Below are 10,906 nucleotides of genomic sequence, written 5' to 3'. Positions count from 1 at the left end.
GCCCGCTGGACCCCGGCTACGCCGCCGCGGCGGCGTAGCCGGGGTCCAGCGGGCGCTGCATGACCTCGGTGAGCAGGGCCGTGCTGGCGGCCGGGTCGCGCGGGCGCTCCGGGGGCCCGCCCGTCCCGCTCACCGGCGCCCCGCTCACCGGCGCTCGGCGCGCCACAGCTGCACCACCTGCTGGACGTAGAGGACGCCGGCCCACCAGTACAGGCCCGTGCCCCACAGGGCGAACGCCCAGCCCAGCGCGCCCGCGACCTCGGCCACCGAGTGCGCGACCTCGCCGAGCAGCAGCAGCGGGAAGGCGTAGAGCAGGCAGAACGTGCCGGCCTTGCCGAGGAAGTGCACGGGCAGGACGCTGTGGCCGAGGGCGGCCAGGAACGGCACCGTGCAGGCGAGCAGCACGTCGCGGGCGACGAGCACGACGACCAGCCACCACGGCACGAGCCCGCGGTAGGCCAGGCCGAGCAGCGTGGTGAGGATGTAGAGGCGGTCGGCGAAGGGGTCGAGCACCTGCCCCAGCCGCGTGACCTGGTCCCAGCGGCGGGCGAGGAGGCCGTCGAGGTAGTCGCTGGCGCCGCTGACGGCGAGCACGAGCAGCGCCCAGCCGTCGTGGCCGCGCACGATGAGCACGGCGAAGACGGGCACGAGCAGCAGCCGCAGGGCGCTCAGCGCGTTGGGCACCGTGAGCACCCGGGTGCTGACCACCTGCTCACCTGCCGCCACCACGGCGCCACCACCCCCCGCTGGTCCTGGGCGTCCACCCTACGTGCCCTGATCACCCGGAGCCGTCAAGAAATCCTTGACAACATCCAGCCGTCAAGACATCCTTGACGACATGAGCGCATCGCCCGAGAAGCCCCCCGCCGGCCGCCTGCTCCTGCTGCCGGCCTTCATCCCCCTGGCCGTCGCCCTGTGCCTGACGACCCTGCCGGACACCTGGTGGCGCACCGTCCTCCTCCTGCTCGTCACCCTCGGCGGCGCCGTCGTCGCCGGGGTGGCGCTGCGCACCCAGGGCGCCGCGGCCCGCGCGGCGCAGCGCGACCAGGAGGCCCTCGACGGCCTCGAGCCCCTCCCCCGCGACCGCCCGGACGCCCGGTGACCGCGCTGGAGCAGGGCACCGGCGCCGACGGCGCGAGCGCCCGCCGGCAGGCGCTGGTCCAGCTGCGCGAGCGCATCGAGGCCGCCGTCGTCGAGGCCGCCGGCACCCCGCAGCCCGGGGGCGACCCCGACGCGACGCTGGAGCTGGTGACGGCGAGCAAGGTGGCCGCCGAGGAGACCAGCCGGCTGCTGCGCGCCTCCATCGACGCGGCCCGCTCGGCCGGGCACCGCTGGGACACCATCGGCACCCTGCTCGGCGTCAGCAAGCAGGCGGCGCAGCAGCGCTTCGGCCAGCGCTCCGGCACCCCGGGCCAGGAGGCGGCGCCCGGGGCGGACGGGGCGGTGCGCCGGGTGCTCACCCCGCTGACGGCCTTCGACGAGATGGAGGTCCTCGCCCGCGAGGGCCGCCGCGGCTGGCACGTCGTCGACTACGGCACGCTCTACCACCTCGTCGAGGCCTCCGAGCACCAGTGGGAGCACCTGCGCCAGCCGTGGAACCCCGCCGCGCGCCGGCGCCTGACCGAGCAGGGCTGGACCCTGGTCAAGGGCACGACGTTCCCGTGGGGGTACTGGAAGCGCCCGCTGGACCTGCCGGCCGAACCCTGAGGACCGGACCCCGCGGACCGGCGGCGGGCGTAGCATCCCCCTCGTTGTCCGACACGTGTCGCACAGATGGAGGGGACCGAGATGCCCGAGGACCTGCAGGACCGTTCCGCGATCGTCACCGGAGGCGCCTCCGGCATCGGCCGCGCCGTCGCCCTGGCGCTGGCCGCCGGCGGGGCGGCCGTGCTCGTCGCCGACCTGCGCGAGGAGACCGCCCAGCGCGTCGTCGACGAGATCACCGCCGCCGGGGGCACCGCGCGCGCCTTCGCCGGCGACGTGGCCGACCCGGCCGTGCACGAGGCGATGGTCGCGGCGGCCGGCGCGATGGGCCCGCTGCGGGCCGCCGTCAACAACGCCGGCATCGGCGGCGAGGCGGCCCCCGTCGCCGGCTACTCCCTGGAGAGCTGGCACCGGGTCATCCAGGTGAACCTCAACGCCGTCTTCTACGGCCTGCGGGCGCAGGTGCCCGCGATGGTCGCCGCCGGCGGCGGCGCGATCGTCAACATGGCCTCCGTGCTGGGCAGCGTCGGCATCGCCGGCTCCAGCGCCTACGTCGCCGCCAAGCACGCCGTCGTCGGCCTGACCAAGAGCGCCGCCCTGGAGCACTCCCCCCAGGGCGTGCGGGTGAACGCGGTCGGCCCGGGGTTCGTCCACACCCCGCTCGTGGACGCCAACCTGCCCGCCGACGCCCAGGCCGCCCTGGCCGCCCAGCACGCGCTGGGCCGCCTCGGCACCCCCGAGGAGGTCGCCGCGCTCACCGCGTTCCTGCTGAGCGACGGCGCGAGCTTCATCACCGGCTCCTACCACCTCGTCGACGGCGGGTACACCGCGCGCTGACCCGGCGGGAGGTGAGCGTTCCCGGCCCGTCGGCCGACGGGCCGGGAACGCCTCGGGTGCCACCTGGCGGCGGTGCACCCGTCAGGAGCCGATGGCCTGCGGTTGCTCGGACGTCTCGACCGTGATGCGCCGCGGCTTGGCCCGCTCGGCCACCGGGACGCGCAGCGTCAGCACCCCCGCGTGGTAGTTCGCCGAGATGCGCTCGGCGTCGAGGTTGTCGCCGAGGATGAGCTGGCGGCTGAAGACACCGCGCGGGCGCTCGGCGGCGACCATCTCGTGCGGGCCCTCGGCCACCGGGCGCTGCGCGCGCACGGTGAGCACGTTGCGCTCCACGTCCAGCTCCACGCCCGCCGGGTCGACGCCCGGCAGGTCGAACTCGACGACGAACTCGTCCCCGGAGCGCCAGGCGTCCATCGGCATCGCCGTCGGGCGGGCTGCCGTGCCGAACACCTGCTGGGTGATCCGGTCGAGTTCCCGGAAGGGGTCAGTGCGCATCAGCATGGGAACCACCTCCACTGCGAGACAGGAAGATGCGCTACCGCTCGTGCCGCCGGCCGACCCGTCGGCACGGTTTCTATGTAGCACTCGCGCGGGGCGTGCGCAAGACCTCCGGGAACGCCTCAGCCGAACTCCCTCAGCCGAACTCCGCGAGGGCCTTCAGGACGCGCTCGTCGCTCACCGGGTGGGCCGTCGGGACGCCCTGGGCGAACTTCTGAAGCCGCAGCTCCTCCAGCGTCCAGCGCACGCGCGCCAGCTCCGGCGGCACCGGGGTGCCGGCGCGGCGCAGCCGGCTCGCGTACTCGTCGCGGACCCGGGAGAACTCGGCCATCCGCACCCGGTCGCGCTGGGGGTTGTCCGGCATCGTCTCCAGCCGGCGGGTGATCCCCTGCAGGTAGCGCAGCAGGTCCGGCAGCCGATCCACCCCCGTCTCGGCGACGAACCCGGCGTGCACGAGCCCGGTGAACTGCTCGCGGACGTCGGCCAGCGAGGGCACCAGCGCCAGGCTGGTGGTGCGCGAGATCGCGCGCTCGACGCCGGCCGCCGAGCGCAGCACCCGCAGCGCGCGGTCCACGGTGCTCGCCGTGAGCTCCGGCAGGCGCGCGCCGACGGTGCGGGCCAGCTCGGCGAACGCGGCGCCGGTGCGCACCCCCGCGCCACCGGCCTGCTCCAGCAGCGCGTCGGCGGCGGCGCGCACGCAGTCCTCCAGGACGGCGGCGGCGCTGCCGTGGGGCGCCCGCGCCAGCAGCAGCTTGGCGTCGTTGGGCAGGCCGGCCTGCACCGCCCGCACGGGCGAGGGCAGCGTGAGCAGCAGCAGCCGCAGCACCCCGGCGCGGTGCTCGGCCTGCGCCTGCCCCGGGGTGGCGAACGTGCGCAGGCCCACGGTGGCGCCCTCGTCGACCAGCGCCGGGTAGGACGTCACGTCGGTGCCGCGCCGGACGCTGGTGTGGGTGGCCGGGACCTCCTCGGGCAGCTCGGCCCACGAGCGCGCCCCGGTGCGCTGCACCTCGTCGGCGGCCTCGGTGAGCGTGGCCACGACCTCGGTCTCCAGCGCGGCCCGCAGCCGCGGGAAGTCCCGGCCCTGCGCCAGGACCGCACCGTCGGCGCCGACGACGCGGAAGGAGGGCCGCAGGTGCGCGGGCACCTTCGTCCAGTCCACGTCCTCGGCGTACACCTCCGTGCCGTCGCCCAGCCTCGGCATCTCGCGCTCGAAGGCCGTCCAGAACGGCTCGGCGCGCGGGGTGACGCGCTCCAGGAACCGCGCCGCGACGTCCGGTGCGGGCACGAGGTTCTTGCGCAGCTGCTTGGGCAGCGAGCGCAGCAGCGCGGTGACCATGTCGTGGCGGAAACCCGGCACCTGCCACAGCAGGTCGCGGTCGTCGAAGCGGTTGACGACCTCCACGGGCACGTCGACGGTCACCCCGTCCAGCGGCGAGCCGGGGTCGAAGACGTAGGACAGCGCGAGGTCCAGGTCCCCCTGGCGCCAGCTGAGCGGGAAGCGCTCCTCGCTGATGCCCGGGTCGTCGGCGACGAGCATCGCCGGGTCGAAGGTCAGCAGGTCGGGGCGGGTGCGCCGCTCGGTCTTCCACCAGGCGTCGAAGTGGCGGCCGGAGACGACGTCGGCGGGGATGCGGGCGTCGTAGAAGGCGAACAGCACCTCGTCGTCGACGACGATGTCGCGGCGGCGGGCGCGGTTCTCCAGCTCCTCGGCCTCCTCCAGCAGCTCGCGGTTGCGGGAGAAGAACTCGTGGCGGGTCTCGAAGTCGCCCTCGACGAGGGCGTGCCGGATGAACAGCTCCCGCGAGGTCTCCGGGTCGATGCCGCCGTAGGCGACGGTGCGCCCGGCCACGATCGGCACGCCGTAGAGGGTGACGCGCTCGGTGGCCACGACCGCGGCCCGCTTGCGCGACCAGCGGGGCTCGGAGTGGTTGCGCTTGACGACGTGCTCGGCCAGCGGCTCGATCCAGCGCGGGTCGATCGCGGCGGCCACCCGCGCCCACAGCCGCGAGGTCTCCACGAGCTCGGCGGCCACGACCCAGTCGGGGTTGCGCCGCCCGAGCGCGGAACCGGGGAAGATCGCGAACTTCGCCCCGCGGGCGCCGAGGTACTCCTGCTGGGCGGGGCGCTGCGGTTCGCGGCGCCCGCCCTCGCGCCGGCCGCGGCCCTCCTCGCGGACGTCCTTGAGGCCGATGTTGCCCAGCAGCCCGGCCAGCAGCGAGCGGTGCACGCCGTCGGCGTCGTAGCCGGGTGCGGGGAACAGCTCCCCCTCCTCCGGCTCGCCGAGCTCGGGGGCGCGGACCTCGAAGCGCAGGTCGCGCACGACGCGCCGCAGCTGCGAGTAGGTGTCCTGCCACTCGCGGATGCGCAGGTGGTGCAGCATCTCCGCCTTCACCCGGCGCCGGAACGCCGAGGAGGACAGCTCCCGCTGCAGGTGCTGCAGGTAGGCCCACAGGTTGAGGTAGGTGAGGAAGTCCGACTGCTCGTGGCGGAAGCGGGCGTGCAGCTGCGCGGCGCGGTCGCGCTGCTCCAGCGGGCGCTCGCGCGGGTCCTGCACCGACAGGGCGGCCACGACGACGAGGACGTCGTGCAGGCAGCCGTTGCGCTGCGCCTCCAGGACCATGCGGCCCAGCCGGGGGTCGATGGGCAGGCGGGCCAGGTCGCGGCCGGTGCGGGTCAGCCGCGGCACCCCCCGGTCGCCCGGCCGGGCGCCCTCGATCGCGCCGAGCTCGGCCAGCAGGGCCAGGCCGTCGGCGATGCTGCGCGCCTCCGGCGGTTCCACGAACGGGAAGGCGGCGATGTCGCCCAGGCCCAGGGAGGTCATCTGCAGGATGACCGCGGCGAGGTTGGTGCGCAGGATCTCGGGGTCGGTGAACTCCGGGCGGGACTCGAAGTCGGCCTGGGAGTACAGCCGGATGCAGATGCCGTCGGCCACGCGCCCGCAGCGGCCGGCGCGCTGGTTCGCCGAGGCCTGCGAGACCTTCTCCACGGGCAGCCGCTGCACCTTGGTGCGGTGGCTGTAGCGGGAGATGCGCGCGGTGCCGACGTCGACGACGTAGCGGATCCCCGGGACGGTCAGCGAGGTCTCGGCGACGTTGGTGGACAGCACGACCCGCCGCCCGGCGTGGGGGCGGAAGACCCGGTGCTGCTCCTCGGCGCTCAGCCGCGCGAACAGCGGGACGACCTCGAGCTCGCGCAGCTCGCGGCGGCGCACCAGGTCCTCGAGGGCGTCGGCGGTGTCGCGGATCTCCCGCTCCCCGGGCAGGAAGACGAGGATGTCGCCGGGCCCCTCGGCGGCGAGCTCGCGGACGGCGTCGAGGATCCCCTCGGTCTGGTCGCGGTCGTCGACCGGCAGCGCGTCCTGCTCGTCGAGCCCCTCGCCCGCCCCGCCGTCGTCACCGTCGCCACCGCCGTCGCGGCCGTCCTCGTCCCCCGCGCCGTCGCCGGCGAGCTCGGCCGCCAGCTCCTCGGCCAGCAGCGGGCGGTAGCGGACCTCGACGGGGTAGGTGCGCCCGGAGACCTCGAGCACGGGCGCCCCGCCGAAGTGCCGGGAGAAGCGCTGCGGGTCGATGGTGGCGGAGGTGATGACGAGCTTGAGGTCGGGGCGGCGCGGCAGCAGCTGGGCGAGGTAGCCCAGCAGGAAGTCGATGGTGAGGCTGCGCTCGTGCGCCTCGTCGACGATGAGCGTGTCGTACTGCAGCAGCTCGGGGTCGCGCTGGATCTCGGCGAGCAGGATGCCGTCGGTCATGACCTTGACGAGGCTGCCCTCGCCGACGGTGTCGGTGAAGCGGACCGCGTAGCCGACCAGGCCGCCCAGCTCGGTGCCCAGCTCGTCGGCCACGCGCTCGGCGACGGCACGGGCGGCGATGCGCCGGGGCTGGGTGTGCCCGATGCGCCCGCGCACGCCGCGGCCGATCTCCAGGCAGATCTTCGGCAGCTGGGTCGTCTTGCCCGAGCCCGTCTCGCCGGCGACCACGACGACCTGGTGCTCGCGCAGCGCGGCGGCGATGCGGTCCTTCTCCTGGCTGACGGGCAGCTGCTCGGGGTAGGCGACGGCGGGCACCGTGGCCGCGCGCGCGGCGGCGCGGGCCTCGGCGGCGGCGGTCTGCGCCTCGACCTCGGCGAGGGCGGCCTCGAGCGGGCGCTCACCGCGGGCCAGGACCGCCAGGCGGCGGCGCAGCCGGTCCTCGTCGCGCAGCGACACCGCGCCCAGGCGCTGCGCGAGGGCCTGCACGCGCGGGTCGTCGGGCAGCGTCGCCGCGGGTGGACGGTGGGACCGGCGCGGACGGCGCTCAGAAGACCTCGACATGACGACGCAGAGTCTAGGTGCCCGCCCGGACACATCACCCGTTCGGAGCATTCAGTGACGATGCGTTGCGCCGATGGAGGGGTGGATCCGCCCGACCACGGACGCGGCCCACCCGGACGGGCCACACTGGCCTGGATGGTCACTCAGAGCGACGACCGAACTCCGCAGGGGGAACTACCATGACCGCATCCGTGCGCCCCACCGTCCGCCGCACCCTCGGCGCCGCCGCTGCCGCCGTCGCCCTGGGCGCGGGCACGGTCGCCGCCGCCGCCGCTCCGGCCGCCGCCGCCCCGGCCGACCGGCTGAGCAGCCGCGTCGTCGCCGTCGGCGACGGCCTCGTCGTGCGCAGCACCGTCCCCGCCTCCGCCGACCTCAGCTACGTCGAGTCGGTGATCAGCGGGCGCCTGGACGCCGCCTGCTTCCGCGACGGCGAGGTCGTGCGCGGCACCGCGGTCCGCTTCGGGCAGGTGCTCACCGGCTCGCTGGACGGCGTCCCCTGGTACAACAGCGGCGAGTTCGTCGACACCGTCGTCGAGGCCTCCGCGACCACGAGCACCGTCGACGCGAGCGTGGTGTTCAAGAACGTCCTGCGCGACCGCGCGGGCGACCTGCAGCAGGTGCGCTGCCCGGCCGGCACCGTCGCCGGCTTCCACCGCTACCAGGTGCAGGGCGTGCGGTCGGTGCGCTACACCTTCGCCGGCGAGGCCACCGCCACGACCTCCGCCCGCCAGCGCCTCGCCTACTCCTTCCCCGCGCCGACCGCCTGACCGGGCGCCCCCCACAACCCCCGCACGGCCGCCACGTCGACGACGACGGCGCTGTGCAGCGACAGCAGCAGCAGCGCGGCGTCGTGGGCGCGCCGGTCCTCCGCGGCCGTGGCGTCGGCGAGGACGAGCACGCGGAAGCCGTGCGTGAAGGCGCTGCCGGCCGTCTCCAGCACGCAGCAGTCGCTCGTCAGGCCGGCGACCGCGACCCACTCGACGCCGCGCTCGCGCAGCAGCCGCGCCAGGCCCGTGCCGGCGAAGGCGTCGTAGGTGCGCTTGGGGACGACGGCCTCCCCGGGCGCCGGGGCGAGCGCGTACCACTCGACCCCGCTGGTGCCCTCCACGCAGGGCTCCCACTCGTTCGGCCAGGGGTCGCCGGGCCCCAGGCCCCGCAGCCAGTTCGAGGCCGCCCACGGCTGGTCCGGCGGGACCCGCAGCTGCACCCACACCACCTCGGTGCCGCCGGCGCGGGCGGCCGCGAGCGCCTCCGCGGTCCGCTCGACGGCGGCCGCCGTGCGCGAGCGCGCGTCGTCGTCGAGGTGGGTCAGGTGCGCGGGGTCGGCGAAGGAGCGCTGCACGTCGACGACGAGCAGCGCACCGCGCAGGCCGCGCAGCGCCGCCAGCCGCTGCTCGCTCACCCCGCCGCCCGCAGGCCCGGCAGGACGAGCTCGCCGAAGGGCTCGGTGTCGCGCAGGTAGTCGGGGAAGACGAGCATCAGCCCGTCCAGCTCGGCCTCGTGCACCTGCTGGGCGACCTGCTCCACCACCGTCTGCGGCCCGCCGACGACGACCGCCGTCTGGAACGCCTCGTGCGCCTCGTCGCCGGCGGTCATCGACATCGCCCGCTCCAGCGGCAGCCCCCACGACAGCTTCATGCGCGTGATGGCCTCCGCGTCGTAGCCGCGCCCGTACTCGGCGAAGCGGCGCTGCGCGGCGGCATCGGTCTCGTCGAGGACGACGGTGAGCATGGCGTACGTCTTGATCGAGCGGCCGTGCTCGGCCGCGAGCGCCTTCACCTCCCGGCTGGCCGTGCGCAGCCCCGGCAGGTCCTCGGCGGTGAGGAAGGAGCCGTCGCAGTGGGCCGCCTGGAAGCGCGTGCCGGCCGGCGAGCGGCCGGCCGCGATGACGGTGGGGCGCCGCGAGGGGTGCGGGCGCGACTGGCAGTCGTCCAGGGTGAAGAACTCCCCGTTCGCGCTGACGGAGTCCTCGCTCCACAACCGCTCGACCAGCCGCAGCCACTCCTCGGTGTAGCGGTAGCGGTCGTCGTGGGTCAGGTCGGCGCGCCACTGCCCCATCTGGGAGAACTCGTGCTCGTAGGCGCCGACGACGACGTTCATCCCGCACCGCCCGCCGGAGACCTGGTCCAGGGTGGCGAACACCTTGGCCACCACCGCCGGGTGGAAGAGGTTGGTGTGCACCGTCGCCCACAGCTGGACCCGCTCGGTGGCCTCGGCCAGCGCCGCCGTCAGGGTCATCGACTCCAGCGTGCGGCCCCAGTGGTCGGTGCTCCCGCCGTACCCGCGCCACTTGGCCATGGACATCACGAAGTCCAGCCCGATGCGCTCGGCGGCCAGCGCGGCCTCGCGGTTGTAGGCCCAGGTCGCCTCCGGGTGCGGCGCCGTCTCGGACATGATCCAGCCGCCGTTGCCGACGGGCAGGAAGACGCCGTACTCGCGCCCGCTCACGGGACGGGCCACACGAGGTCGCCGTCGGCGTACAGCGAGGGCACGAGGTCGGCGTCGACCAGGGAGGCCGGGTCCGGCGCGGCGGGGACCTGGCCCATGCGCACGAGGAAGTCGCCCTCGGTGCGCACCGAGGCCTCGTCGATCTGCCCCAGCACCTGCCCGGCGGGCAGCGAGTCGTCGACGAGGCGCGCCTCCGTCCGCCAGACCTGCACGTTGTGCTCGGTGTCGTACCCGGCCTGGGCCTGCTCGGCGGCGTGGCCGACGCACTCGGCGGCCTGCTCCTCGGAGGCCTCGCAGTAGCGGTACGCCTTCAGCTGCGCGCGCAGGAAGTCCTCCACGGCGCCGCGGTGCTCGGCCAGGAACCCCGGGTTGACGATGGTCGTGGCGATGGAGCCGGGGACGCCGCGGTCCTCGGGGTTCCACTGGGTGACCTCCTCGCCCAGCGCCGCCAGGGTGAGCGGCTCGTTGGACTTGTAGCCGGTGAGCGACTGCACCTGCCCGCGCACCAGCACCGTCGGGTCGAAGCCCACGACGACCTGGGTGATCGCGTCGACGTCGACGTCGGCGGCGCGCAGCATGCCCTCGATCGCGACGGGCAGCGCCCCCTTCTGCCCCAGCGTCGTCCCCTCCAGCTGCTTCAGGTCGGTGATCCCCGGCCCCGTCATGAGGGTGGCGATGGGCACGTGCCCGAACAGCGCGACCGCCTTCACGTCGACGCCGTTGGCCACGTTGACCAGGACGTCGGAGTTCCCGCTCATCGAGGAGATCTGCGCGGTGCCGGCCGCGACGAGCTGGGCGTTCTGCGCCGTCTCGCCGGTGCCCGGCTGGATCTGCACGTCGAGGCAGAGGGCGTCGAAGTAGCCCAGCGCCTGCGCCGCGATCGGGTCGAGGATGCTCGCCGAGGCCTGGTACTGGTAGCCGGTGACGTAGGTGATCCGCCCGGCCGCCTCGTTGGCCGCGCACCGCTCGGCCGAGACGGCCGACCCGCGGCCCTCCCCGGGCGCGGCGGTGCCCCCGTCGCCGTCGGAGCCGGAGCAGCCGGCGAGCAGCAGGGCCGCGGTGGCGCCGAGGGCGAGGGCGGTGCGCAGGCGGGTCACGGGGCTCCTCCAGGGT

Annotated in this window: 10 protein-coding genes; 4 read left to right on the top strand and 6 right to left on the bottom strand. The window is 75.2% G+C overall.

Going from position 1 to position 10,906, the window contains the following annotated elements:
- Positions 1–144 precede the first annotated feature (144 nt).
- Positions 145–708: a cardiolipin synthase ClsA gene (gene clsA / locus GTQ99_RS13625; protein ID WP_338074982.1), complete on the bottom strand. Its 564-nt coding sequence runs from the start codon at positions 706–708 to the stop codon at positions 145–147.
- A 130-nt stretch (positions 709–838) separates the two neighbouring features.
- Here clsA and GTQ99_RS13620 point away from each other — a divergent pair, with 130 nt between their 5' ends.
- The 3 genes from GTQ99_RS13620 to GTQ99_RS13610 all read left to right on the top strand — a co-directional run bounded on the left by GTQ99_RS13620 (position 839) and on the right by GTQ99_RS13610 (position 2,541).
- Positions 839–1,102, top strand: coding sequence for a hypothetical protein (locus GTQ99_RS13620; RefSeq protein WP_166616278.1), 264 nt, complete (start codon positions 839–841; stop codon positions 1,100–1,102).
- A complete protein-coding gene (locus tag GTQ99_RS13615) occupies positions 1,099–1,707 on the top strand; it encodes a hypothetical protein (RefSeq protein ID WP_166616277.1) in 609 nt (202 codons plus the stop codon). The genes GTQ99_RS13620 and GTQ99_RS13615 overlap by 4 nt, the downstream gene beginning before the upstream one ends.
- Positions 1,708–1,788: 81 nt before the next feature.
- The gene (locus GTQ99_RS13610; RefSeq protein ID WP_166616276.1) at positions 1,789–2,541 is read left to right on the top strand and encodes an SDR family NAD(P)-dependent oxidoreductase; all 753 of its coding nucleotides are present in this window, start codon (positions 1,789–1,791) and stop codon (positions 2,539–2,541) included.
- A gap of 81 nt (positions 2,542–2,622) precedes the next feature.
- Here GTQ99_RS13610 and GTQ99_RS13605 read toward each other — a convergent pair whose 3' ends face one another.
- Together GTQ99_RS13605 and hrpA are read right to left on the bottom strand one after the other, a co-directional pair.
- The gene (locus GTQ99_RS13605) at positions 2,623–3,042 is read right to left on the bottom strand and encodes an Hsp20/alpha crystallin family protein (protein WP_166616275.1); all 420 of its coding nucleotides are present in this window, start codon (positions 3,040–3,042) and stop codon (positions 2,623–2,625) included.
- Positions 3,043–3,175: 133 nt separating this feature from the next.
- Positions 3,176–7,345 carry an ATP-dependent RNA helicase HrpA gene (gene hrpA / locus GTQ99_RS13600; RefSeq protein WP_166616274.1) on the bottom strand — a complete coding sequence of 1,390 codons (4,170 nt, stop codon included), beginning with the start codon at positions 7,343–7,345 and terminating at the stop codon, positions 3,176–3,178.
- A 191-nt stretch (positions 7,346–7,536) separates the two neighbouring features.
- On the opposite strand from hrpA, the gene GTQ99_RS13595 reads away from it, so the two are divergent.
- Complete coding sequence (locus GTQ99_RS13595; RefSeq protein ID WP_166616273.1) at positions 7,537–8,112, top strand: hypothetical protein; 576 nt, start codon at positions 7,537–7,539, stop codon at positions 8,110–8,112.
- Here the strand turns inward: GTQ99_RS13595 and GTQ99_RS13590 are convergent.
- Genes GTQ99_RS13590 through GTQ99_RS13580 form a run of 3 tightly spaced genes read right to left on the bottom strand, consistent with a single transcriptional unit; the run spans position 8,085 to position 10,890 of the window.
- Positions 8,085–8,747 carry an isochorismatase family protein gene (locus GTQ99_RS13590; protein WP_166616272.1) on the bottom strand — a complete coding sequence of 221 codons (663 nt, stop codon included), beginning with the start codon at positions 8,745–8,747 and terminating at the stop codon, positions 8,085–8,087. The genes GTQ99_RS13595 and GTQ99_RS13590 overlap by 28 nt on opposite strands.
- Positions 8,744–9,793 (bottom strand): LLM class flavin-dependent oxidoreductase, encoded by a 1,050-nt coding sequence (locus tag GTQ99_RS13585; RefSeq protein WP_166616271.1) that lies wholly within the window; start codon positions 9,791–9,793, stop codon positions 8,744–8,746. The genes GTQ99_RS13590 and GTQ99_RS13585 overlap by 4 nt, the downstream gene beginning before the upstream one ends.
- Positions 9,790–10,890 (bottom strand): ABC transporter substrate-binding protein, encoded by a 1,101-nt coding sequence (locus tag GTQ99_RS13580; RefSeq protein WP_166616270.1) that lies wholly within the window; start codon positions 10,888–10,890, stop codon positions 9,790–9,792. Before GTQ99_RS13580 ends, GTQ99_RS13585 begins: the two co-directional genes overlap by 4 nt.
- Positions 10,891–10,906 lie beyond the last annotated feature (16 nt).

It is taken from the genome of Kineococcus vitellinus, from assembly GCF_009906315.1.
Classification (GTDB): domain Bacteria; phylum Actinomycetota; class Actinomycetes; order Actinomycetales; family Kineococcaceae; genus Kineococcus; species Kineococcus vitellinus.
Note: the sequence above shows the minus strand (reverse complement) of the source record. Positions and strands in the feature narration are given on the sequence as shown.

Bases quoted from the DNA above. Each gene is read 5' to 3' on its own strand.
- GTQ99_RS13620 (WP_166616278.1), top strand. From the start codon at position 839: ATGAGCGCATCGCCCGAGAAGCCCCCCGCCGGCCGCCTGCTCCTGCTG.
- GTQ99_RS13610 (WP_166616276.1), top strand. From the start codon at position 1,789: ATGCCCGAGGACCTGCAGGACCGTTCCGCGATCGTCACCGGAGGCGCC.
- GTQ99_RS13605 (WP_166616275.1), bottom strand. From the start codon at position 3,042: ATGCTGATGCGCACTGACCCCTTCCGGGAACTCGACCGGATCACCCAG.
- hrpA (WP_166616274.1), bottom strand. From the start codon at position 7,345: ATGTCGAGGTCTTCTGAGCGCCGTCCGCGCCGGTCCCACCGTCCACCC.